This window comes from Chryseobacterium sp. L12, assembly GCF_056133985.1.
The window spans coordinates 225,747-252,167 of sequence record NZ_JBVYOF010000002.1; the positions used below are offsets into that span (position 1 = coordinate 225,747).

Annotated in this window: 18 protein-coding genes; 15 read left to right on the forward strand and 3 right to left on the reverse strand. The window is 34.8% G+C overall.

The features are described from left to right. Nucleotides 1-20 precede the first annotated feature (20 nt). The 10 genes from carB (at nt 21) to AC0NBN_RS03690 (ending at nt 13,982) form a co-directional block, all read left to right on the forward strand. Entirely contained in the window at nt 21-3,200 is a 3,180-nt protein-coding gene (gene carB / locus AC0NBN_RS03645) for a carbamoyl-phosphate synthase large subunit (RefSeq protein WP_160811651.1), read from the forward strand. 297 nt (nt 3,201-3,497) lie between these two features. Then, a complete protein-coding gene (locus tag AC0NBN_RS03650; RefSeq protein ID WP_160811652.1) occupies nt 3,498-6,248 on the forward strand; it encodes a S8 family serine peptidase in 2,751 nt (916 codons plus the stop codon). Nucleotides 6,249-6,258: 10 nt separating this feature from the next. Then, complete coding sequence (locus tag AC0NBN_RS03655; RefSeq protein WP_160811653.1) at nt 6,259-7,911, forward strand: amidohydrolase family protein; 1,653 nt, start codon at nt 6,259-6,261, stop codon at nt 7,909-7,911. Nucleotides 7,912-8,043: 132 nt separating this feature from the next. After that, a complete protein-coding gene (locus AC0NBN_RS03660) occupies nt 8,044-8,529 on the forward strand; it encodes a hypothetical protein (protein WP_143883771.1) in 486 nt (161 codons plus the stop codon). A gap of 79 nt (nt 8,530-8,608) precedes the next feature. Next, nucleotides 8,609-9,760 carry an ABC transporter ATP-binding protein gene (locus tag AC0NBN_RS03665; RefSeq protein WP_160811654.1) on the forward strand — a complete coding sequence of 384 codons (1,152 nt, stop codon included), beginning with the start codon at nt 8,609-8,611 and terminating at the stop codon, nt 9,758-9,760. A gap of 19 nt (nt 9,761-9,779) precedes the next feature. Beyond that, the gene (locus tag AC0NBN_RS03670) at nt 9,780-11,654 is read left to right on the forward strand and encodes a hypothetical protein (protein WP_160811655.1); all 1,875 of its coding nucleotides are present in this window, start codon (nt 9,780-9,782) and stop codon (nt 11,652-11,654) included. A 66-nt stretch (nt 11,655-11,720) separates the two neighbouring features. Continuing rightward, a complete protein-coding gene (locus AC0NBN_RS03675) occupies nt 11,721-12,245 on the forward strand; it encodes a Crp/Fnr family transcriptional regulator (RefSeq protein ID WP_160811656.1) in 525 nt (174 codons plus the stop codon). Between the two features lie 59 nt (nt 12,246-12,304). Further along, nucleotides 12,305-12,844: a DinB family protein gene (locus AC0NBN_RS03680; RefSeq protein WP_474467074.1), complete on the forward strand. Its 540-nt coding sequence runs from the start codon at nt 12,305-12,307 to the stop codon at nt 12,842-12,844. A 67-nt stretch (nt 12,845-12,911) separates the two neighbouring features. Next, nucleotides 12,912-13,517, forward strand: coding sequence for a DUF2911 domain-containing protein (locus AC0NBN_RS03685; RefSeq protein ID WP_143883776.1), 606 nt, complete (start codon nt 12,912-12,914; stop codon nt 13,515-13,517). A 93-nt stretch (nt 13,518-13,610) separates the two neighbouring features. Further along, nucleotides 13,611-13,982, forward strand: coding sequence for a cupin domain-containing protein (locus AC0NBN_RS03690; RefSeq protein ID WP_143883777.1), 372 nt, complete (start codon nt 13,611-13,613; stop codon nt 13,980-13,982). Nucleotides 13,983-14,066: 84 nt separating this feature from the next. Here the strand turns inward: AC0NBN_RS03690 and AC0NBN_RS03695 are convergent, their stop codons facing one another. Continuing rightward, a complete protein-coding gene (locus AC0NBN_RS03695) occupies nt 14,067-14,810 on the reverse strand; it encodes a dienelactone hydrolase family protein (RefSeq protein ID WP_474467078.1) in 744 nt (247 codons plus the stop codon). A gap of 240 nt (nt 14,811-15,050) precedes the next feature. Next, complete coding sequence (locus AC0NBN_RS03700) at nt 15,051-15,482, reverse strand: type I restriction enzyme HsdR N-terminal domain-containing protein (RefSeq protein ID WP_160811658.1); 432 nt, start codon at nt 15,480-15,482, stop codon at nt 15,051-15,053. A 9-nt stretch (nt 15,483-15,491) separates the two neighbouring features. Here AC0NBN_RS03700 and holA point away from each other — a divergent pair, with 9 nt between their 5' ends. Then, nucleotides 15,492-16,529, forward strand: coding sequence for a DNA polymerase III subunit delta (gene holA / locus AC0NBN_RS03705; RefSeq protein ID WP_160811659.1), 1,038 nt, complete (start codon nt 15,492-15,494; stop codon nt 16,527-16,529). Nucleotides 16,530-16,721: 192 nt separating this feature from the next. Then, complete coding sequence (gene trxB / locus AC0NBN_RS03710) at nt 16,722-17,663, forward strand: thioredoxin-disulfide reductase (protein WP_143883780.1); 942 nt, start codon at nt 16,722-16,724, stop codon at nt 17,661-17,663. Between the two features lie 81 nt (nt 17,664-17,744). Here trxB and AC0NBN_RS03715 read toward each other — a convergent pair whose 3' ends face one another. Beyond that, the gene (locus AC0NBN_RS03715) at nt 17,745-20,135 is read right to left on the reverse strand and encodes a hypothetical protein (RefSeq protein ID WP_160811660.1); all 2,391 of its coding nucleotides are present in this window, start codon (nt 20,133-20,135) and stop codon (nt 17,745-17,747) included. Between the two features lie 329 nt (nt 20,136-20,464). Here AC0NBN_RS03715 and cas9 point away from each other — a divergent pair, with 329 nt between their 5' ends. The 3 genes from cas9 (at nt 20,465) to cas2 (ending at nt 26,192) form a co-directional block, all read left to right on the forward strand. After that, the gene (cas9, locus tag AC0NBN_RS03720) at nt 20,465-24,787 is read left to right on the forward strand and encodes a type II CRISPR RNA-guided endonuclease Cas9 (RefSeq protein ID WP_160811661.1); all 4,323 of its coding nucleotides are present in this window, start codon (nt 20,465-20,467) and stop codon (nt 24,785-24,787) included. Between the two features lie 3 nt (nt 24,788-24,790). Continuing rightward, on the forward strand, nt 24,791-25,684 hold the full coding sequence (gene cas1, locus AC0NBN_RS03725) for a type II CRISPR-associated endonuclease Cas1 (RefSeq protein WP_160811662.1): 894 nt from the start codon (nt 24,791-24,793) through the stop codon (nt 25,682-25,684). A 169-nt stretch (nt 25,685-25,853) separates the two neighbouring features. Next, nucleotides 25,854-26,192 (forward strand): CRISPR-associated endonuclease Cas2, encoded by a 339-nt coding sequence (cas2, locus tag AC0NBN_RS03730; protein WP_007842732.1) that lies wholly within the window; start codon nt 25,854-25,856, stop codon nt 26,190-26,192. The last annotated feature ends 229 nt before the right edge of the window (nt 26,193-26,421 follow it).

Here is a 26,421-nt window from a genome sequence, read left to right on the forward strand (position 1 = left end):
GAATAATAAAAAAAGAAAAAATGAAAAGAAACGACATAAAAACAATTTTAGTAATCGGTTCAGGACCCATCATTATCGGTCAGGCGGCGGAATTTGATTACGCAGGAACGCAAGCTTGTCTGTCTTTGAGAGAAGAAGGCTACAAGGTAATTTTGATCAATTCAAACCCTGCAACGATTATGACAGATGTTGAAATCGCGGATAAAGTATATATTGAGCCGATTTCACTTCAGTTTGTAAGTCACATCATCAGAAAAGAACGTCCCGATGCACTTTTACCGACTCTTGGAGGACAAACTGGACTGAATATGGCGGTAGAACTGGAAAAATCAGGAATTCTTGAAGAATGTAAAGTTGAGGTTTTGGGAACGAAGCTTTCAGCAATCAACAGAGCAGAAGACAGAGATTTGTTCCGTGAATTGATGAGAGAACTCAATGAACCGGTTCCTGAATCTGATATTGTAAACACGGTAGAAGGAGCATTAAGATTTGCTGAAGAAATTGGTTATCCTGTAATTGTTCGTCCTGCCTTCACGATGGGTGGAACAGGTGGAGGAATTGCTGCTAACGAAACAGAATTAAAAGAAATTGCCGAATTAGGATTGAAACACAGCCCTGTAACGCAGTGTCTGATTGAAAGATCAATCGCGGGTTTCAAAGAAATAGAATATGAAGTAATGCGTGATGCAAATGACAATGCGATTGTAGTTTGTAACATGGAAAATATAGATCCTGTAGGAGTTCACACAGGAGATTCAATTGTTGTGGCACCATCTCAAACGCTTTCAGACAGAGAATATCAGTTGTTGAGAAACGCTTCACTGAAGATTATAAGAGCTTTAGGAATTGAAGGTGGATGCAACGTACAGTTGGCTTTAGACCCGCATTCATTCGATTATTATATCATTGAGGTGAATCCGAGAGTTTCCCGTTCATCAGCTTTAGCATCAAAAGCAACAGGGTATCCGATTGCTAAAATTGCTGCTAAAATTGCAGTAGGATTGACTTTAGATGAGATCATGAATCCAGTTACCGGAAAAACATACGCTTGTTTTGAGCCGGCTTTGGATTATGTGGTAACGAAATTCCCAAGATTCCCTTTCGATAAGTTTGAAACGGCAGACCGAAGATTGTCAACACAAATGAAAGCAACGGGTGAAGTAATGGCAATCGGAAGAAATTTCGAAGAATCTTTACAGAAAGCAATTCGTTCATTAGAAACAGGAATCAGACATTTAGGTTTAAAGAAAAAACAGGCAGAAGCCTTAACAGACGAAGAGATCGAAAGAAGAATCCGCGTTTGTGATGACGAAAGATTATTCATCATTGGTGATGCTTTAAGAAGAGGGTACGACTGGGAACAGATTGTAGAATGGAGCAAAATAGATAAATTTTTCATCTGGAAAATCAAAAAATTAATTGATTTTGAAAAAACAATTGCTGATAATAAATTTGATGTTAAAACTTTAATTGAAGCTAAAAAATTAGGTTTTGCAGACTTAAATATTGCTCATCTTTGGGAAGTCTCTCAGAGAGAAGTATTCAACTTCAGAAAAGAAAACGGAATTATGCCGGTGTACAAAATGGTAGATACCTGCGCCGCAGAATTCGAGTCTGAAACTCCTTATTTTTACGGAACTTACGAAGAAGAAAACGAATCTGTAGTTTCAAATAAGGACAAAATTATCGTTCTGGGTTCTGGTCCGATCAGAATCGGGCAGGGTGTTGAGTTTGATTATGCAACGGTACACTCAGTTTGGGCAATCAAAGAAATGGGTTATGAGGCAATTATCATCAACAATAACCCCGAAACAGTTTCAACTGACTTCTCGATTTCAGATAAATTATATTTCGAACCTTTAACGGAAGAAGACGTAATGAACATCATTGAGCTGGAAAAACCAAAAGGTGTTGTGGTACAATTCGGAGGACAGACAGCGATCAATTTAGCAGATAAATTAGCCGCTCACGGAGTTCAGATTCTGGGAACTTCTCTGGAAGATCTGGACAGAGCCGAAAACAGAGATAAGTTTGAAAAAGCGCTTCAGGAAATGCAGATTCCGCAGCCGTTAGGAAAAACATCCACTTCAAAAGAAGAAGCAATAAAAATAGCCAACGAAATTGGTTATCCGGTATTGGTTCGTCCGAGTTATGTTTTAGGAGGAAGAGCAATGGAAATTGTGTACACGGAAACAGAACTGGCGCACTATATGGAAAATGCAGTTGAAGCAAGCCCTGAACATCCTGTCTTGGTCGACAAATATATGGTTGGAAAAGAAGTGGAAATTGATGCGATCTGCGACAGTGAAACGGTAATCATTCCGGGAATTATGGAACATATCGAAAGAGCGGGCGTTCACTCCGGAGACTCAATCGCAGTATATCCTCCACAGAATATTTCACAAAGCGAGATCGAAACTTTGGTTGACTATACAAAGAGATTGGCAAAAGGATTAAACGTGATCGGATTGATGAACATTCAATACGTTCTTTTCGAAGGAAACGTTTATGTGATCGAGGTAAATCCAAGATCATCGAGAACCGTTCCTTTCTTATCTAAAATCACGGAAGTTCCGATGGCAAATTTAGCTACCAAAGCGATCTTAGGTCAGAAACTGAAAGATCTGGGCTACGAAAGCGGACTGGTTCCAAATAAAGAAGGTGTTTTTGTAAAAGTTCCGGTATTCTCTTTCTCAAAATTAACAAAAGTAGATATCTCTTTAGGACCTGAAATGAAGTCTACAGGAGAAGTTATGGGGAAAGACACGACTCTGGAAAAAGCTTTATACAAAGGATTGGTTGCAGCAGGAAGAAAAGTTCCGATGCACGGTTCAATCTTGTTCACAGTTGCAGATAAGCATAAGCAGGAAGCAGCTGATCTGGCAGCAAGATTTCACGAAGTTGGTTTCAGAATCTGGGCAACGGAAGGAACGGCAAAATTCTTTGAAGAAAAAGGAATTCCTTGCAAAATAGGATACAAAATCGGGGAGGAGAGTGTTAACCTGATCGACCTGATCCAAAAAGGAAAAGTACAATATGTTGTCAATACCATGACGAAAGGAAAACAGTCGGAAAGAGACGGTTTCCAGATCAGAAGAATGAGTGTGGAAAACGGTGTTCCTTGTTTAACGTCTATGGACACGGTTGAAGCCATCTTAAAAGTAATCGAAAGCATGAGTTTTAAAATGGAGACGATGTAATTGTCGGAAATTTTAATGATTTACCATAAATCAACCTCACAGATTTTTAAAGTCTGTGAGGTTTTTTTATTTGAATTACCGAAAATTCTGAAAAAGGAATACAAATTATTTTTGATTCTGAAAATGAAATAAGCATCAAAATATCACACAAAAGTGCTATCTTTTACAAAGTTGATATTGAGTAACTTCGGATAAAATATTTCAGGAAAATGTTGTGAATTATTTTAAATTACAGTAACTTTTTTCTGTAATTTATAAGTGATTTTTTATTGACTAATAACCTTAAAAACTTATATTATGTTTAACTTTTTTAATGCTGCTGAAACAAAAGCAATCATTGTTGATAAGCTGGTAAATCAGTACGGTCAGATTATCAAAGATCAAAGCAAGTTAGAAGAAGCAAGGCTGCTGAATCACCCGCTTATTGATCTTGAAGATAATCAGAAGCGTGTAGAAACCAGAATAGCTCGTGAGAATCTTAATTTCAATCTTGGAATTGAAAGAATTATTGAAGAAAATGATTTGGTTGACATTGTCAATCTTTCTAAAATACTAAAAATATCTCAGTCTGTCTGCCGAATTTTACATAATAACAAACCTGTGGGAACGGGTTTTTTAATCAACGGAAATATTTTAGTTACCAACAATCATGTGATTTCCAGTGAAGAAGAGTGTACAAATATTAAGGCTGAATTTTTCTATGAACTTGATGAGGAAGGTAGAATACTGAATCCGGTACAGTTCAGACCAGAACCTAAAGCTTTCTTTTTTACTTCACACATCAAAAAGAGTCCTGAAGATGAATTTTCCGGACTGGATTTTACCATGGTTGCGCTTGAAGAAATTAATCTTAGAGGAAAAAAAATTACAGATATTCCTTCTTTAGAACTGGATGGAAATATTGGTAAAATTATCAAAGGTGAAACCTGCATAATCATTCAGCATCCTAATGGTCAGCCAAAAAAGATTTCGCTAAACAATAATTCTTTCTTTTCTGAAAATCAGGATCAGATTATTTATGAAACCGATTCTTTGCCGGGTTCATCAGGTTCACCGGTTTTAGCATTAGGAACGTGCGAAGTGGTAGCACTACATCAGACCGGGGTTCCAAAAATGGATGAAAACGGAAATCCTCTTACCAAATACGGAACTGTTGCCAACTCAGAAACTCCTGATGAGGATATTGAATGGGTAGGAAATGCCGGAATCAGAATCAGCAGAATACTGGAGTTTCTTCAAAAGAAAAATTTTGATAAGCCGGCTCATAATACTAAAAAAAATGAAATTCTTGCAAGAACCAATAAAGCTAAAAAAGAGTTGGACGAAGTAGTAGAAAATCAGCCTGAAATATCTCTTACAGATGTTAAGAATGAAGCACAGAAGCTAAAAAATTCTGCATCAGATGCTAAATTGAAAGATGAAAATAAATCTGCAGCCGCTTTTGAAAAATTTCCGTTTATTATCCTGGCAAAAAACAACCCTGAAAATTTCGAAAATCTTGAAGCTGAACTGAAACTTAATTATGGTAATGACTTTAGTCTTTACCTTGCAACTCCTGTGTCTGCAAAAGAAAATGAAGAAGAACTTTTTGTATTGAATATTTCTTCTGAAGGCAAAAATCCAAACGAATTTGCCAGAGAATTACTTTCATTAAAAGAGATTATTCATGCAGAATATGACAGTGAGATTTATCTCAACATGGAAGTAACGTATGACAATGATTTGAAAGCTTTTGAAAGCTCTGGTTCTAAAGATTTTAATAATGAACAGCATTTTCTTGAGCTGTATAGCCAAACCAGCAAATATGTAAAAGGTAAAACCAAAGAACAGTACAGACAATGGAACTGGAAGGCTGTGAATTATAACTCAGCGATTACCGATACTATAGGAGATTCCATAAAAATTGTTCAGTTTGATACCGGATATTCTCATCATCCGAAAAATTATGGTGCTTTTAATTTTTCAGAAGATTTTGATTTTGTAGACGATGATGATAATTCCAGAGAAGAGGAGCATCGCAAGATTACTTTGGCAGATTACGGTCACGGAGCCCGTACAGGAAGCATTATTATAGGAAATCTTTATTCTGATGCAGAGGAAAACGGCAATTGCGGATTACTGCAGCAAAACGGAATAAAACTTATCCCTTATCGTGTTGCCCAGGATGTTTTGATTTTAGGAAGACAGGCAGAACTGGCAAAAGCTGTAGATGCTGCTATTGCCACGGGCGCAAAAGTAATTACCACGAGTATGGGACTTCCTCCAACGATGACAACATACAATCTGGCAAAAAAAGTTTATGAGAAAGGAATTATATGGTGCTGTGCTGCAGGAAATGAAGTAAGAGAAGTGGTAGCACCGGCAGTACATCCCGGAACTATTGCAGTCGCCGCCTCAAATCCGGATGATAAAGAATGGAAAGGCTCTTCAAGAGGGAAAATGGTTGATATTACAGCACCGGGAATGCATGTGTATGTTCCGAAGTTTTTAAAAGAAAGCACAGGCTTATTTCGCTACGGAATGGGGTATGGTCACGGTACAAGTTATGCGACGCCTCACGTTTCATCTGCAGCTGTTCTCTGGCTTTACAAAAACAGAGAAAAACTAAAAAACTATCATGGCTTTCAGATTATTGAAGCTTTCAGAACTTGTCTGAAAAGTTCGGCAAGAACACAGCATCATCTTCCTGCAAATTTTGGAGCAGGTATTTTAGACATTGATAAACTTTTAAAGACAGAACTCCCGGATAGTTCAGACTTGATTGATGCTTACATAGATGAAGACATCAGCAGAGTTGCAATGACATTCAGAACCGTAGGAGAAAGCCTTAAAATGTTATGGAACGGAATTTTGAGAGGAATCAAAAAAGGAATTACTAAGGAAGAAAGCCTTATTGCCGAAGAATACGAAATGTCTGATCATGCTAAAAAAATTATTGAGCAGAATTCACCAACAGGATATTCAGCAAAGGAAAGCATAACAAATCCTAATGTAAACAGAACTCTTGAAACATTTAACATGATAAGAGAAAAAGTAGTTAATTCTTAAAAATGCAGATATGAAAAATATTTTTGATTTTCATTTTCATTTGTTATTCAAGCATTTGATCAGTATAAAAGATAACGGTCGTCTTCCTCTTGATTCCAACTTCAAAACAAAAGGATTGATGAGTGCGATAGATGAGTTTATGGGAAATGCATTCGACAGTCAGTCATCACCTCAGATGGTAAAAACCAGCCAGCTCGGATATGGAGTTACAGCACTGATGGCGATGGAATATGCTTTTGCAGAAAATATCAATGGCTTTTTCAAAGGGTTCAGTCCGTCAAAACTTCCCATCAACTGGAGTTTTATAGACCGTGTGAAAAACAGGGAAACCACTTATTTTGATTTATTTAAAGAAGAAATTGCTTATTATCAATCAAACTTTACCAATTTAGAAAAAGATTTCAATATCCGCTTTATCAGCAGGAAACAAAAACCGGCAGAAGATATTTTCAGCAACCAGCAATATACTTACCTTGCGTTTTCTGTAGAAGGAGCACACAATTTTTCTGATGCAAAAATCAGAGAGTCTGGAGCTGTTACAGATCCCGGAAAATGTTACCGTGAGATTCAGGATGATAAAAATAATGTAGATTTATTCAGTATCAATCTTGTTCATCTAAGCGAAATTCCCGAACAGCACATGTGCGGTTTTGCTCAGGCTCTCAACGGAACAGCTCAAACAGCATTCCGGAGCGAAGATTTTATCCCGAAATCCGGCTTTGGAATTTCAGATAAAGGTAAAGATTTTATCCGTTCAGTCTTTCTGCATCCTTATCCTTCTCTTATTGATATAAAACATATGAGTGTGTTTTCCCGCCACAAATTTTATCAGTTTCGCGAAGAATTGGGAGAAGAACATCCCGAAACGCTCAGACTTCCGATTATTTCATCGCATACAGGTTTTACATTTTCTTCGATCAAAGATTTTGTAGAGCAGAAAAATTACCGTTCAGGTTTCAGGTATGTTCAGGGCAAAACAATTTGTGAAATTCAGGCTAAAAACAGATTTATCGGTAAAACAGATTTTCTGCTGAATAATAAACTGTTTGCCAATCCCTGGACCATTAATTTATTTGATGAAGAGATAATAGAAATTATGCGCAGCAACGGACTCATCGGAATTTCGATGGATCAGCGGATTCTCGGTGCAGCAAAAGGTACTGCAGATGGAATAAGACCTGAATATTTTAAAGATCCTGAAGCTATCCCACTCTACGAATGGCGAAAATGGTTCAAAGAGGGAACTTTTGACCTGAAAGAATCTATGACAGCTACTCAGGAATATAAAACCGACCGTCAGATAAGACATATTTATCTTTTATGTGCACATATTATTTATGCAGTACGGTTGGGATATGCTGAGATGAATTGGGTGGGAGAGCGCAGTCCGTGGGATCACATCTGTATAGGTTCTGATTATGACGGATTGATTAATCCCATAAATCCGTATGATGATATTACCAATATCGGAAAACTAAGAAATGATCTGCTGGTTTATTTGCCAGTTGTCGATAAACGTCTGGAGCCTCTTAGCGAAATAAAAGTTTTTAAAAATACAGGTTCAGAATCTATTCAGGAAAGTTATCTTGAAGAATGTGTTGACAAATTTCTTTCTGAAAATGGCAAAAAGTTTTTGAAAAGATACCTCAATAACTGGTATTAATATTAAAAATGAATTTAATCTGATGTTTAATTGATAACTTAAATTAACTGCCAACCAATATTTTTTAGCCCTGTGATTATATTACAGGGCTTATTTTTTATAAATCTGACGAAATTTAACTAAATTGGTGTTATGGAATATAATGCAATATCTCAGAATACATCATTTGAAATTAAAGCAGGCAGCCAGATTCTTGGTAAGCTCACTTATGGTAATTGGTTTAAATTTAATGCAGAAATGGAAATTGCCGGTGAAAAATATGATGTTGAACCGAAAGGCTTCTGGAAAAAGAATATTGAAATAAAAAATGATGCAGAAATTATCGCTGATATAAAGATGAACTGGGACGGAGATTTAATCATAAGAATGAAATCATCAGGTAAAGAGGAGGAATTTGTATTAAAACACTCGGGCTTTTTTAAGGAGAAGTTCATTCTGACCAATGATCAAAACGAAGATTTACTCATCTTTAAAGCATCCTATCGTTGGGTAGACATGATCTATAACTATCACATCACCAGTTCAGAAAATTTTGAGGCTATTCCGGGTAAAACTTTATTGCTTTTCATCACTTTATATGCTGCCAATTATTTTATGTGGATCTCTGCATCAATTTAATTGTGACTACACTAAAAATATTAATTTTCTCTCACATTTGAATTAAAATAATTATCTTCGGATCATCAAATAAAACCTAATGACGAAACACCAACAGCGGGTCGTTGAAGTGAAGCATTTTTTCGACAATAAAGATACTGTTCTCGGGTTCAGAAAACTGATGGATTGTGCCATGGATACCCAAAACATGGACATCTACAAAGAGTCAATTGAACTTACAGACTGGAAGGAAAAATATCCTGACTATACCGAAGAACTTATTCAGAAATCTAACGATCTGCTTCTCAAAATTGAAAAAATTCCTGTTCAGGAGCATCCTTTGGAGCCCTCTGTTCTTCGGGCAAGAAACATTATGAAATCTTACGGAAGCAATCGCTTTTCGCTGGGACCGGTTTCTGTAGAAATCAACAAAGGTCAGGTATACGGTTTGGTAGGAGAGAACGGTAATGGCAAGACGACACTTTTGAGAATTTTAGCCAAAGAAATTTCTTACAATGAAGGCGAACTCAATTATTCATTTAATAATCAGCCCGAAAATGATTTCGATCTTCGTACGAAACTGGTCTATATTCCGCAGCGAACAGAAAAATGGTATGGAAGCCTGAAAGACAATTTGAAATTTGTACTTTCCAATTACGGAATTTCTCCTGAAGAAAATGAAACCAGAACTCTGATGATGATTGCCCGTCTTGGTTTGTGGAATTATAAACATTTGAAATGGAGCGAGCTTTCTTCCGGTTATAAAATGCGGTTTGAGCTAGCAAGGACGCTGTTGAGAAAGCCCGAGATTCTTTTGCTGGATGAGCCTTTGGCAAATTTGGATGTTTTGGCGCAGCAGGTCATTCTGGAAGATTTAAAATCAATTGCCAATTCTGTAAATAATCCCATTGCTTTGATTCTCAGTTCGCAGCAGCTGTATGAGGTGGAGAAGATTTCAGATAAAGTCATTTTCCTGAAAAATGGGCAGTACAAAGATAATTCTGAACTTCAGAATACCGAAAATTCCCATCTGATCATCGAAATTGACACCCCGGAATCCCGTGAAAAACTGCTGGAAATTTTCAGAGATTTTAATCCTGAAAAACTGAACTTCAACGGAGGTATTTTTGTAGCATATTTCCCTTCTGAAACTAAGTTTTCGGAGGTGATGAAAGCCTTAGGAAACGCCGGAGCAGAAATTGTGTATATCCGAAATATTTCTTCTTCTACCAGAAGATTTTTCGTGAGTTAATCTTCCTTAATCTAAAAAAATGCAAAAAATAAATCAATTCAATCAATATCTGCTTGAAAAATATCCTACAATCTGGAATACCAGAATCGTGTGGATGCTTTTAGGAAGCTTAGCAGTACATATTCTGTTTTTCGTGATAGGTTATCTTTCACATATAGATCCTGTTTCACTGCAAAAATACAGCGTGAAAAATGATTATTATACAGATGGAGTTATCTTTATACATCTTATTATCTCTATTCTGATGATTGTAGGCTGGCTTCTCATGATGTTTAAAAACAACGCTTTCAAAAATTTTTATCCGTCCTCAAAGGGTAAACTTTTTGTCCAGTTTGTACAGTACTTTATCATCATTTTCGCAAGTACAACTTTTTTCTTTTCCTATATGGTTGGCTTCAGATTGTTTATTAATCAGAAGTATTCTGACGAGGAAATGTCGAAAAATATTGATATCATCAACAGAGTACATCCTTTTCTTTCACAAAATCTGGAAAGTTACACGCTGGAAAACCGTCTTTTTCCCAAACCTTTCAACGATTTGTATTGTGAAACGGATATTGATGATATTGACAGAAACAAAAAATATTTTGTGTATTATGACAGGGTTTATCAGTTTAACTCTGTATATTCCAAAACTTCATTCAAGAGAAACAAAAAAAATGAATTTATCATTCCTGAACCCGAAGCTTCACTGAAAACACCTATTGCATATTCCGACACAAAAGAAAAATCTCAGATTTTTTATTTCAAAAAAGAGGTAGTGGACGTTTCTCCTTATATTAAAACAACAGGACTTACGTATTACAATTTCTCAAATATACTGTATGACCATAACTTTCAAGCTTATGATGATGGAGTTTCAGGGATTGAGATCGATTATTATTACAACAAAGACTCTCCTGATCATACTTTAAAAAACAAAAAAGCCATAATCAACCAGAAAACCGCAGAACTTCTAGACAGAAAAAATCCCGCTGAGCTGGAAAAATTACTGACAGATTTTCTTGTCATTTCTAAAAAATATAGAGTTAAAAATAATCTTGAGGCAAAAAGCTGGGTAAAAATGATTTATACTCCCCAAAATCCTGATTTTGAAGTGCGGTATTTCATTAAAGACTATCAGCCTCGCATAAATGAAGATGATGAATACTATGATTCTGATATTGTAGTTGATTCAGTTTCTAATGCTATAGATGAATATGGAAATATTGTGACTGACAGTGTGAAAATACGTCAATTTAATCCTGAAATTAATAATCAGGTCTCTCCGCAGGATTATTTTAAAAACAATGTCACCGATTATTATTACTGTACAGATCATATGAAAGAGCTGTTGGAAAATGTAGACAGGGTAAAAAATGAAGACTTCTTTTCAGAAAATGTTCATATTTATATCTGGATTGCATTTTTTCTTTCAACTTTTATTTTCAGTTTCAGAATTACAGGACTTAAATCCCTTATGTTCAGTGTAATCAGCGCAGGATTACTTGTTTTGGCGATTACGTTGGTCATCGTAATGTACACTGCAGTTACAGGGCTTAAAGAAGAGTTTTTCGTTTTATATTTTTTGCTGCTGGTTTCACTGGTCATTCTTCTTATCCCGATTTTTAAAATAGAATCTTTAAGCAAAGTGGTTTCTTCTATTTTTGTTAATATTTCTATGAATGGTTTTGTGCTCTTTCTTCTTTTGATTTTTGGAATTATCAATATGCATCAAAAAGCAATGTGCGGTGTAGAGATTTATGACAGCTATGATATTTCTCAGACTAAAACCTGTGTCACGGTATTTGATTATTTAGGACTTGGAATAAGCTATATTCTACTTCTCGGAGGATTTATCTTTATGTATTTCTATACCTCTGTTCTCCAAAGATGGAAGGCGATGCCGGAATAATTTTATCAATAACAATATTTAAACCTCGTAATTCATGTATGAGGTTTAATTTTATTTACAACAGCCATGAATATCATTAAAACACTTCTTGACGCTCATATTTTTCAGACTAAAAAAACGGTGAAGCGTAATCAGTTTTTGAAGTTAAGCGGAGAAAAAGACACGAATATTTATTTTATTGAAAAAGGGAGTGTCAGAATTTTTATAAATGATCAGAACGAAGAGCGTATCATCCGTTTTGGCTATGAAGGAAATATCATTGTATCTTTAGACTCATTCCTGTCTGGAAATCCTTCTGATTTTTGCATTCAGGCAATCAAAAAAACCGAAGTCCTCATTGCCGGAAAAAAAGACTTCTACAACTTTATTCAATCTTCAGGAGACAACCTGAAATTGTGGACTGTAATTCTGGAAGATCTTGTCCTGCAACAAATTGAAAGAGAAAAAGACCTGCTCATCAGCTCTCCAAAAGAACGCTATGAAAGGGTACTGAAAAGAAGTCCGCAGCTTTTTCAGCAAATTCCGGATAAATATATTGCCAATTATCTCAGAATGTCACCTGAAACTCTTTCAAGGCTCAAAAAATCTTGATTCCGATCAATGTTTATCATTTCTCAAAGCCGGATCTTTGCCATAAAATTGACATGAAAATGAATACACGACAATTGATTGATGAGCTGAAAAGTATTACGCAGGGTAATCTGAATTTTGCTGAAAAACTTCTCAGTCAACCTGATGAGAAACTCAATTTCAGGCTTTCAGTAAAGAGCTGGAGTATTTTGGAGTGTCTGGAACATCTTAATTTGTACGGAAGATTTTACCTGCCTGAAATAAGAAACAGCATTCAGAATTCTGATACCAGATCTACAGAGGTTTTCAGTTCCGGAATATTGGGAAATTATTTTGCTAAATCAATGCTGCCGAAGCAGAAACTCAATAAAATGAAAACTTTCAAAAGCATGAATCCCATTCACAGCAATCTGGATAGAAAAGTGCTGAACGAGTTTATTGCCCAGCAAAAACAGATGACAGAGCTTTTAAATGATGCTGGAAATGTAAATTTAAATACAATAAAAACCGGAATCAGCATTTCAAGTTTTATAAGGCTGAAACTGGGAGATACCTTCCGCTTTGTTATTTATCATAATCTGAGACACATCAAACAGGCAAAAAGAATTCTAGAAATTTAACAAATTTTATCAAAACCAAAAAGCTATTTATAAACTTGATTTTGTATTTTTAAGCAAATTTTAAAAAGTGAAAAAATTATTATTTGCAGTTTGTATATCAGCTTCTGCCATGGCTTTTGCACAGGATTATTCTGTACCAGCAGCAAGCCCGCGACAAAAAGTTGAGCAGCAGTTTTCGATGTCTAAAATTACCGTAGATTACGGAAGACCGGGAGTAAAGGGAAGAAAAATATTTGGTGAGCTCGTTCCTTATGGTCAGGTTTGGAGAGCAGGAGCCAACTCATCTACAAAGATCACTTTCGGACAGTCGGTCAATTTTGGTGGTAAAACAGTTCAGGCAGGAACGTATGGATTATTTATCGTCCCAACTGAAAAAGAATGGAAAGTAATCTTAAACAAAGACTTCCAGCAATGGGGAGCTTATACGTATGATCCTAAACAGGATGTGGTAGATGTTACCGTTCCGGTAAATACATTGGCAGACAAACAGGAATGGTTTGAAATTACTTTAAATCCTACTGATGAAAACTCTGGAAATCTGGTTATTAAATGGGATATGGCTCAAGCTGAGATTCCTTTAAGACCAGCCAAACCAGATGCGGTAACCAAAATTGCAGAAAAGCTGAAAGAGATTAAAAAAATTGAATCTGAGGCTGCAAAATCTAAAGGATAATACTATAAACAATACAGATCCCCTTTACAACGAGGGGATTTTTTGAACCTTGAATCTGTCATCATAATATTTAGTTTTTAAAAATATTTATATATGAAAAAATATAAAATCCAGAAATCACCCTTTGTAGTTCCCACCAACGATGGTAAGCTTATTCAGGAACATTGGGGAAACTCAACAGAAAATCCCAATATTTCTATTGCGCACATGATTGCGCCTCCCAATTGGAGCGAACCGCACCAAACTCCTGAATTCGATGAATTTACACTTATCATCTCCGGGAAAAAACAATTTGAAATCGACGGCGAAATAGTAGTTTTAGAAAAAGGACAAAGTATTATGATCGAAAAAGGAGCAAGAATACGTTACAGCAATCCTTTTCCGGAAGAATGCGAGTATATTGCTATCTGCCTTCCTGCATTTTCTATGGAAAAAGTAAACAGGGAAGATGAAGGAGTAGATTGATGTAAAATAGTATAACAGTGCAGCAATTATTTTCTATTGTTACACTGTTAGATTTCTACTTTGTTATATTGTATAGTTGTTTTATTACTTAAGGATTTCTTTCAGAAATAAAAGTGTATGATTCCATGCTCTTTTTGCCATTACAGGATTATAATCAGGAGATTTCGGGTCTGTAAAAGTATGTTTTGAATTAGCATACGTAATGATCTGCCAATCTGCTTTTCCGTCTTTCATTTCTTTTACGAGATTATCATAATCTTCTTTGGTAACGCTTTGGTCTTCCGCAGGATTTTCAACCAGAACTTTTGTCAGAATCTCCCTATTTTCTCTAGACGGATCTTTTCCGATGCTTCCATGAATAGAGATCACACCGGCTACGGGAAGCTGTCCTCTTGCAGACTCCAAAGCGCCTGTTCCTCCGAAACAATAGCCAATTACTGCAATTTTTTCAGGAACTGCACCATTTTTCTTCAGCTGTTCCAAAGCTAATGCAATTCTTTTCTGATAATCGTTAAAATTCTTCTTGTAATAGCCTGAACTTTTTGCTGCCGATGCATTATCCGTCGGAATATTTCCTTCACCGTAAATATCAGCAATGAAAGCAATATAACCTTGTTTTTCCAGATCTGCAGCCGCTGTTTTGGCTTCATCGTCAATCCCTTTCCAGGCGGGGAGAATCAATACTCCTGGAAGTTTTTTCCCTGCATTTGCAGTAATCATTCCGTTCAGTTTTTGCGAACCATCCTGATAAGAAACATTTTTAAGATTCTGACTCAAAACACTTCCTGATGTCATCATAAATGCAGATAGTAAAATTGTGCGTATCATATTTTGTTATTTTGTTGATGTCAATCTTTTCATTACAGCTCCTGAAATTTTGATGACTGTATTTCAGGTTCATTATTTTCAGGAGCTTTTTCCCGCTTTCCGCTGTATCTTTTTTAAACGAACTCCGCTTTGCTTCGTTCGCTCAAAAAAGGATGCCGCTCTAATCGGGGCTATTTAATTTCGGTGAATGAACAAGCAAAAATCGTACTCAAAATTTCAAAAAAACATTTCTTTGAGATTTCATCTATTCTTTATAAAAAGATACTCGCCGTTTTCATAATATGCATGAATATGCTGTAATCCGTTTGTAAGAACAATTTCTGAAGCTCCGATAACAGAGTTGTATCTTGCAGTTTGCTCAAAGGTTTTTTCAGTCAGTTTAATCTGAGGTGCTTTGCATTCGATCAAAATTTTAGGTTCCGTTTTTTCGGTAATCAGAAGATCTATTCGTTTTGTTAAGCCATTCAGCAAGATCTTTTTTTCCGTAATCAAAGCAGAAGCAGAGTAAGCTTTTACCGTAAGATAATAGTGAACCCAATGCTGTCGTACCCATTCTTCAGGAGTAAGCAAAAGATAAGTTTTGCGCACCAGATCATAGATAAAAAACTTATCTTTGTCTTTCTTGAATTTAAAATCAAAAGTTTCCTGAAAATTCAGTTTGGGAAGTTCCATTAGTAAAAGATGAAAGAATTAGATTTAATCCTCAAAAATATTAAAAATAAAGAAGTTCTGCCGATTTATTTTTTTCATGGAGAAGAACCTTACTTTATTGATCTTGCTGTAAAAGCTCTGGAAAATGATTTTCTGGAAGAAGACGAAAAAGCTTTTAACCAGACCGTTGTTTACGGAAAAGATACCACATATCAGGAAGTTCTTTCACTGGCAAGGCAGTTTCCGATGATGGGTGATAAGCAGGTTATCATCGTAAAAGAAGCTCAGGATCTGAAACTTACCGAAAATGAAAGCAATGCATTGGAAGCGTATATTCAGAACGCAGTTCCTTCTACTGTTTTAGTTTTTGCCCATAAACATAAAAAGCTTGACAGCCGTAAAAAGGTTACCAAGCTTCTTGAAAAATCCGGAACATTGTTTCTGAGTGAATCTGTAAAAGAAAATCAGCTTCCGAAATGGATTGCAGACGAATGCATTAAACTAAGCATTAAAACCGCTCCCAATATTTCGCATCTTCTTGCAGAATATCTTGGCAACGATCTTTCCAGAATTGCCAATGAACTGAATAAGCTTAAAATAATCCTCAAGCAAGGGGATATTTTAGACGGAACGGTGGTAGAAAATCACATCGGAATCAGCAAAGAATTTAATGTTTTTGAATTACAGAAAGCTTTAGGAACAAAAAATGCCAATGCAGCCTTTAAAATTGCTCATTTTATGGGTAAAAATCCGAAAAACAATCCGTTTGTGATGATGCTGGCAAGTCTATACAGCTATTTTTCCAATATAATTATCTACAATACTATGGCAGGACAGCCTCCGCAGGTCATAGCTTCTCAAATGGGAATCAATCCTTATTTTATTAAAGATTATGCCGAAGCAGCCAGATTATATCCGCTAAAGCATTCTACCAGAGTTATTTCTATTTTACGGGAGTTTGATATGAAAGGAAAAGGACTTGGAGCAGTTAATATGACTGAAGCTGAACTTATTAAAGAGCTAGTGTACAAAATCATCAATGTGGATAAAATTAAGATGAAAGTGTGAAAATGAATAGTGAATAGTTAATTCATTTCATTTTGACATTTCTTCGAATGAAAATTCACAATTCACTCATTAACTTTAAAATCGACCATTTGCATATCAGATATTGACAACTATCATCAAAATAAATTTAATTAGAAAGTAAAATTTACGAACTTAGCATCCGAAATTTTTAAAATTATTGATAAACAGATTATGGAGCAAAATATTTTAGATTGTATAATAGTAGGATCCGGACCTTCTGGTTTTACCGCAGCAATTTATGCCGCAAGAGCAGACCTGAAACCCGAATTATACACAGGTCTTGAGCCGGGCGGACAATTGACTACCACTACTGAGGTAGATAATTTCCCGGGATATCCTGCAGGAATTACCGGTCCTGAAATGATGATGGATCTTCAGAAACAGGCGGAAAGATTTGACACAAAAGTACATTACGAACTGATTACAAAAGCTGAATTCTCCCGTGAAATCGGCGGAGTTCACAAGTTGTATGCAGGAAATAAAGAGATTTTTGCAAAAACGGTTATTATTTCTACCGGAGCTACGGCAAAATATCTAGGTCTTGATGATGAAAAAAAATATGCAGGAGGAGGAGTTTCAGCTTGTGCAACCTGTGACGGTTTCTTTTATAAAGGAAAGGATGTTGTAGTAGTGGGAGCAGGAGATACTGCCGCAGAGGAAGCCACTTATCTTGCGAAATTATGCAGAAAAGTGACCATGCTTGTAAGAAAAGATGTCTTCAGAGCCTCTAAAGCAATGATTCACAGAGTGGAAAATACTCCGAATATTGAAGTGAAATTCCATCATGAACTGATAGGAATAGAAGGTGCCAATAATCTGGTAGAAAAAGCAGTGATTATCAATAATCAAACACAGGAAAAATCTACTGTTGATGTAGAAGGAATTTTTATTGCTATCGGTCACAAACCGAATACCGATGTATTTGTTGGTCAGGTTGATTTGGATGAAAACGGATATATCATCACCGAAAAAGGCTCTACAAGAACCAATCTTCCGGGAGTATTTGCAGCAGGAGATGTACAGGATCACATCTACAGACAGGCAATTACGGCAGCAGGAAGCGGCTGTATGGCAGCAATGGATGCCGAAAAATATCTTGCCGAACTGGAATAATATAAGGATTACTCTTAATTTATATAAGCCAAAAACCGCCTTTCAAAAGATTGGCGGTTTTATATTTATCGGAGTGATGTATCATTCTATCACTTTATAAGTATAATAAGGTACCATATCTTCCTTATCAAAGCCGATGATCCAAACCTTTAGTTTCTTTGTATGATCATTATTGTAAAATTTCAGCGCATTATTATAGCGGATCTTTAAAGCAGAACTCCAGTACAAAGTCGTACGATTATCTTCTGCAATAGTTTCAGGTCTTATATTTTCAAAGATTGCGTTTTTAAAAGGTTCTTCATTATCATATCCTTTTAAAGTCACTTTATGCAAACCTTCCGTGTCGTAATTATTCGAAAAAGCCGTACTTCCCCGACGTGTATATACTACAACCGCACCGGCTCTTCCACCGCCATAAAACCCTTTAATAACTTTAACTAAGGCAATATCCGAAATAGAAATATTTTGAAGTGAAGCCGTTGGTACTCTGTTCTCGTCAATATAAGACTCTATCCTGTTGTTTGTACTGTTAATACTGTTCTGTCCTAAAAATAGTTCACCTGCATCCGTGCGTAATCCGGGAACTCTGCCAATTAACCATGTTATAATATCACTTCCAAATTGAGGAGAACTTACAAAATCAAATAATGTTTGATTAAAACTGTTGAACATAGGACTGCTTAATTCATTATTAAGTTTTTCTGCCGGGCTCATTTTCTTCCCTTTAATATTAACTTCTTCAATTTCAGTAAATTTTTCACTAAACAATTTTTCAGTTTTAAGATTAGCAACAGATTTTGCAACATCTGCAGAAATATCATTTTTTTCATTCACTTCTTGCAGCTTAAATCCTGATGCAGGAAGTTCTTTTCTTAAAGGTATAAACGAATATAATGGTTGAGAAAATATCTGTGTATTTCTTATGACATCTTCATTACTTGTATTTAGTTGATAGGAAAATTGAAGTTTATCTGAGAAGACCAAACTTTTCATATAAAAATACCCTGACTCATCAGTTTTTATTTGTCTAAATTGGTTTCCTTCATCTGACTGACGAAAAATGAGATTTACATCTGAATTAACTATTGGTCTACCTTGTGATATAACTTTAAATTTATATGACAGATATGGCTCTGGCTTATTCTTAATTACAGGATATATACCTTGTATTATATTTTTCCAGTTAAATCTTTCCCATTTTTCTGAAATCAAGAGAGCATCTAAAGCTTCCGGGTTACGTTCACCATGAAAATATTGTGCGGGTCTTGAAATCGTAGATCTCAGATCACCAGTTAGCCAGAGTGTGCTAAGCAAACTACTATCTTCTTCGGTATTTTTACTCTCCGCATCGGTTATTAGGATATTGTAGTTAATTTCTTTTGTTTCGTTAAATGATAAAGTATTTACAGCACGTTGAGAGAAATTGGGAACAAATTCGATATTTGTTTCTTTGATTTTTAAAATATCGTTTTGTACAAAACACAATCGCTGTGAAATCTGGTTATCATTGGAGTCAAATAGAGTAAGTGTCAAAATTCCATTAACCAATTTTTCAGTAGGAATAGAAAACCATTTATTTTCAACTATTTTATTAAATTTAGCTTTATAAACCAATTGATTATTGATTGTTGCAATAACTTTATAGGTATCATCATCCGTTAATTCTGCTGACTGAAACGAGTATCTTATTTCGTCATTTTTACTTTCAACAATTAATCTCCAATCAGATTTAGTTGCTTCGGGAAGATATGCGATTGATTTCTTTCCGGAGGGCTCACTTACAGTCACCAAATATTTTTCTCCTTTTTTTGCTGTAAAATTAAATAACCCTACATTTTCATCATAATTTTCAAATTGCACCAGCGCAACATTAGGATTATTTATTTCTGATACTGTGCCTGACCACTTTTTAGGCAGAATTCCCTTAGAGTGAAGTCTTACGGAGAATTTAGCCGGTTTATCTTCAAAATAGGCACCACCTTCAGGATGTACCGTAGCAGATATGATTGCATTAGTATCCTCTACCACCTTTTGCTTAGATGCAGGATTATATATTGGTATCGGTTTTAGAAAATTATAATCTTCACTAAAATTTGTCATCCAGGTTGTATAAGCCCTAATGTAATAGATACCCTCTTTAAGATCAGCAGGAATTTTAAAAGTACCACTTCCTTCTCCTTCTATCAAGGCAATGATTTTTTTATCAATCTGCTTTTTTTGTTGGTCATAAAGTTCAACGAAAAGGGTCGTTGAAATTTTTGAAATTTCATACCCATCCATTACATAACTTTTAAAATTAATCTGGTCACCAGATATAAAGAGATCCTTGTTAAATAAAAGATGTATTTTTTCCTGTGGATAATTTTCTTCAAATTTCTTCAGGGCGGCTTCAGCTTTATCCTGGGCAAAACAGAAATTGGCAGTTGCCATAAGAACACCGAGACTGATTTTTCTTGAAATACTAAAATTCATAAACTGTTGTGTTTTTTAACCCCACAAAAATACATTTTATCTTTCAATAGAGAAATAGAGTATTTTATTTTAAATAAAGCGAAAAGGGTAACAAAGATACCGGCTATACTGAAGCCTTCAAAAAACCGTGCTAATTAAGAATTGCTTAGTATTCAATAAAAGAAGGCGAGTTGCCCCGCCTTAAATGTTTTCACAACGGAATAATCCTTATTGTGAATTGCTTTCGGATACAAATGTAGAAAAATAATTTTTTATCTTGTTTACGGTTTTCCGTATTTTAATAAAAAATATTCTTTTTACTTTTATGCAATTTCAAAAACTCAATAATTATGACTAAAAATATACTTGGATTAGACTTAGGAACCAACTCTATTGGGTGGGCTTTGATCAAACAAGATTTTGAAAATAAACAAGGAGAAATTCTTGGAATGGGAAGCAGGATTATTCCGATGGGAGCAGAATTAAGTAAGTTTGAACAAGGACAGGCTCAAACTAAAAATGCTAACAGAAGAATTGCAAGAGGAACGAGGAAACTCAATAAAAGATATAAACAGAGAAGAAATAAACTGATTTATATTTTGCAAGAACTTGGAATGCTACCTGATCAAATTAAGCTGGTAAATGAATTTTCAGATCCAAATAAATTAGACAAAATTTCAATACTTCCAATTTCTAAAAATCAACATCAATTAACGGCTTTTGATTTACTGGAATTACGTGTGAAAGCACTAACTGGAAAAATTGAATTGAAAGAGTTAGGTAAAATTATTCATAAATATAATCAATTAAGAGGTTATTCTGGTGGAAATTCGGAGCCTGAAAAGGAAGAAAACAGTGATGAATCTGAAGAAAAAGAAAAAGCGAATGAAAGCTTTGTGATTTTTTCTAAAGTTTTGTCGTTAGGAGTACCTGAAGAGATTACTTTTAAAGGTAAAAAACTAAATAAAAGAAAAATTTCGATTGAAACTGAAGAAGGAATCATTGAGGCTGAAACTTTTTTGGACAGCTTAAAAGAAAATGATTCTTTAGAGCTTCAGGTTAATATTCGTCTTGCAAAGTCAGGAGATACTATTACCATAAAACTTCCCAATAAAACAAGTTGGAGAAAAAAAATGGAAAATATAGAGAAACAATTAGCCGATAAATCAAAAGAAATTGGTCGTGAATATTTTATCTCAGAACTTTTATTCGATATTCTGAAAGAAAATAAATGGGCAAAAATCCGTAATAATGTTATTTTGCGTTCACGCTATGAATCGGAGTTTGAAGCAGTCTGGAATGAGCAAGCTAAATATTATCCGTTTCTTGAACATTTGGAAATAAGCAGATTACAAAAAATATTAGAATTTATATTTCCAGGACAAAAAGAAAGTCAGGAAAAACTACGGCAAACAGGATTAGAAAAGGGACTAAAATATGTTATTAGAAATCAGGTTGTATTTTATCAGAGAGAACTAAAGGATCAAACGGATTTAATTTCAAACTGTCGATATGAACCGACTGAAAAAGTAGTAGCTAAAAGTCATCCTGTTTTTCAGGAATATAAAATTTGGGAGCAGATAAATAAATTAGTCATTAATACAAAAATTGAAAATGGTGTAAACCGAAAAGGTGAAATCAGATACAAGTATATTGACAAACCAATTCCAACAGTTCTAAAAGAGTGGTTATATGAAGAACTGCAAAGCAAAAAAGAAATATCTTTTAGTCCAATACTTAATAAACTCAAAAAGGAATTTAATCTAAGAGAAAATGTAGATTTTCTTAACGGAATGAATGTCAAAGACAAGTTAAAAGGAAATGATACAAAAGCAATTCTGCAAAAAACTTTTGGGGAACTGTGGAATGTATTTCAATTGAATGATTTTAAAAGGCAAGTGGAACTTTGGGAAATCCTTTATAATGGTAAGGGAAATGAATATGATTTGACAAGTGACAGAACTTCTAAAATATTATCTTTTATCGAAAAATATTCACCTGACTTAGAAAATAAGGATGCTATTGCGATTAAGATGTCTAAAATAAAGTTCAGCAGAAACTATTCCAATCTTAGCCTAAAAGCAATTGAGAATATTTTACCATTGGCAAGGGCAGGAAAGTTTTTTGATCAAAATTTTTCTGATACATTAAAAGATAAAATCATTAAACTTCTGAATGAAAATGTTGAAGATCCATTTGAAAAGTCAGCTCAGGAATTTTTAGACAAAAATCAGGATGTTTTATCAGATGGAGGAATTGTAAATGCTATTGCGATCATATTGGTTTATGATAAACATACCGCTAAAGAATATTCTAAGGATGAACTAATTAAAGAATTTCCCCAGATTTTAAGATTAAAACAAGGAGAATTAAGAAATCCTTTGGTGGAACAAATCATTAATGAAGCATTAATTATTGTAAGAGATATTTGGAAAAAATATGGTTTTAAACCAGATGAAATAAGAGTAGAACTGGCGAGGGAACTTAAAAATAATGCAGTTGAACGTGGCAAAATGTATTCTGCAAATTTAAAAAGTCAAAAGCATAATGCAGAAGTAAGAAATAAATTAATTGAGCTTAAACAGGAGATTTCCATTGCAAATATTGAAAAATATAAATTGTGGGTCTCTCAAGAAAACTTGCAGGAAGCATATCTTAAAAACTATAATGATCCGTCTAAATCTGAAATAGAAAAGTTAAAACTTTGGGAATCTCAAGGTCATATATCACCATATACAGGACAGCCAATTTCGCTTTCGGAGTTATTTAATCGTGAAAGATATGATGTTGATCACATCATCCCACAATCAAGATATTTTGATGATTCCCTTTCTAATAAAGTCATTTGTGAGAAATCTATAAATAATGACAAGGGAAACAGAACTTCTATGGAATATTTCGAGGTAGGTTCAATAAATTACCAAATTTTTACAAAAGATCAGTTTATAGATCACGCAAACAAATATTTTTCAGGGAAAAAGCGAAGAAACCTTTTGGCAACTTCCATTCCAGAAGATCCTATACAAAGACAGATAAAGGATACTCAATATATTTCCATCCGAATCCGTGAAGAATTGCACAAAATTGTTGGGAACGAAAATGTAAAAACTACCACCGGAGGAGTTACAGATTATCTGAGAAATCATTGGGGATTGACAGATAAATTTAAAGTTTTACTGAAAGAAAGGTATGAGACCGTATTACCCAAACTTGCTCAATTAGAATATGATAATTATAAGAAAGAAACTGAAAATAAGATTAAAGAATATGAAAACGCTGGTGTTGAATTTAATGAACCTATTTTAGATGAAGAAACTTTTATTAAGAAATTCAAAAGCGAATTTATCAGAAAGAAAAATAATAAATTGATTATAAAAGGCTGGAGCAAAAGAATAGATCACAGACATCACGCAATGGATGCCCTTGTTATAGCTTGTACGCAGCCAGCGCATATCAAAAGACTAAATGATCTCAATCAAGTTCTGAAAGAATGGTTAGATAAAAACAAAGAAAAATTCTTTCCCGATTTTAATGGAACTAAAACAGAATTACTTGACGAAGTACTGAATTTAGCAGAAGAAAAAAGAAGAGAAATATTTAATCAGCTAGAGAAATTCAGAGCCATTGAAATGCCGTGGAATGGTTTCCCTGAAGAAGCAGAGCAAAAACTTAAAGAAATTATAGTTTCACATAAGCCCAAAGATAAACTTTTGTTGCAATATGATATTCAAGGAAATAGACAAATAAAGTTAAGAGGACAATTGCACGAAGGAACTTTGTATGGTCTTTCAAATGGAAAGGAAATATATAGGATTCCAATTAGTAAACTTGCAGGAAAGCAGTTTGCTACAGAAAAAACAATAGAAAAAATTGTAAATCCATTTTTAAAGAAAGTAATAGAAGAACATTTAAAATCTTATGATAAAAAAGAAGAGGCATTTTCTGCAGAAGGAATATTAGATTTAAACAAAAAACTTGCTGAAGGAAAAGATGAACAAGGAAATCCAAAACCACATCCACCAATTTCAACCATAAAAATTTACTATAAAGATCCATTAAAATCTAAAAAGAAAAAAACTGATGATGAAGATGATATTTCGTTGCAAAAGTTAGACAGACAAAAATCATTTAATGATTCTCTATATGTTAAAACAGGAGATAATTATCTATTTGCAGTTATGGAGAAAGAAGTATTTGACAAAAAATTAAAAGAGAATAAAACGGAACGTCATTACGACTTGATTACTTTTTTTGATGCAGCTAATCTTTTAAAGTCAGAATTCAATGGCTCGGAAGACAAGAAGAATTTTAGTAAAGAAGATTTATTTAGAAAATATTTCGAAGAAAGAAATAACGCACGATTACTTTTTACCTTAAAACAAGGAGATTTTGTATATCTCCCAGATGATAACGAAGAAGTTATTTTGGATGAGTCAAGTTCTTTGTTTATAGAGTATTGGAAAAATATATCGGCAAGAAGCAAGAATATTTATGTGGTTCAAAAATTCAGTAAAAAACAAATTTATTTTTTGAAACATACTATTGCTGATACCATTGCAAAAAAAGTAGAATTTGGTTCACAAGACTGTTATGAAAAAATTGGAGAGAAATCTATCAAAGAGTTTTGTTTCAAAATTAATTCAGACCGTTTAGGTAACATTTCAAAAGCATAAAAAATGATCACCCGCTCCATTTACATCGGCAATCCCGCTTATCTTAAGCTCAAAGACGAGCAGATGAAAATCCTCTGTCCGGAAACCAAAACAGAAAAGGGGAGTATTCCTGTGGAAGATTTGGGATTGTTGATGCTGGATCATTATCAGATTACCATTTCGCACCATCTGATTCAGAAAATGATGGGAAATAATGTCGTCGTAGTCAGTTGTGATGCCCATCATTTACCTCACGGAATAATGCTTCCGTTGTACGGGCATACCGAACATTCCGACCGCGTAAAAGATCAACTGGAAGCCAGTGAACCACTCAAAAAGCAACTTTGGAAACAAACCATAGAATGTAAAATTGAAAATCAAAAGGAAGTTCTACGACGATTAGGAAATTATTTTGAACCGATGATTGAATATCAGAGAAATGTAAAATCCGGCGACATTACGAATATGGAAGGGATTGCGGCGCAGCATTACTGGAAATACCTCATCAGTCTGGACTTTTTGAGGCAGCGTTTTGGAGATTCACCCAATCAGTTTTTCAATTTTGGATATGCCGTACTCAGAAGCGTTGTCGCAAGAGCCATCGTAGAAACCGGACTGTTGCCTGTTCTCGGTATTTTTCATAAAAATAAATATAATCCGTATTGCCTTGCCGATGATTTAATGGAACCTTACCGTCCGTTTGTTGATCTACTCGTGATGCAATGGCTGAAAATTCATCCGGATGCTGAAGAACTGACGAAAGAATTTAAAGCACATATTCTCCAGATTGCGACCAAAGATGTGCGTATTGATGACAAAACAAGACCGTTGCTGGTTGCTGTAAAAACAACCGCGTCATCGCTTTACAAATGCTACACAGGAGAAAAACGGCTGATTTCCTATCCGGAATTGATATAATTTTTTTATGGCAGCTTTATCCGCCTGTAGTTTATCCTGAGCGCAGTCGAAGGGTTCCCGCTTTTTTGCAGATTTCCCACCGCATTTTTTCCACCGTTAAAATCTGCAAAAAGAGCTCCACTCAGGTCGGGCTGCAAACGTTACGACAAACAAACAATAGTCACCAAAAATGAACGCCGAAAGGTTTAATGCATACCGAATTATGTGGGTTTTAGTATTATATGACCTCCCGACCGAAACGAAAGCGAATATGAAAGATGCAAACCGTTTTCGGAAGGCATTGATTGATGACGGATTTACCTTATTCCAGTTTTCGATGTATGTACGACATTGTCCAAGTCGTGAAAATGCGGAAGTTCATATTAAAAGAGTAAAATTTATGCTTCCGAAAGCCGGAAAAGTTGCCATTATGTGCATTACGGATAAACAGTTTGGAGACATCGAAATCTTTTTTGCCAGAAATAAAGAAGAACCACCACCAACGTTCCAACAACTCGAATTATTCTGAATTTTAAATTCTAAAAACAAAATAAACCCTCTGAAAAACAGAGGGTTAAATTTTGAGGTTGTGTCATATCTCAAAGATACTCAAAAATGAAAGCAATTCACAACAGAAGCTTATTAATCGCTGTAGTCCTGATAGTTGTGTCATATCTCAAAGATACTCAAAAATGAAAGCAATTCACAACTACGTTTATTGCGGTTATAGGTTACTTTCCGTTGTGTCATATCTCAAA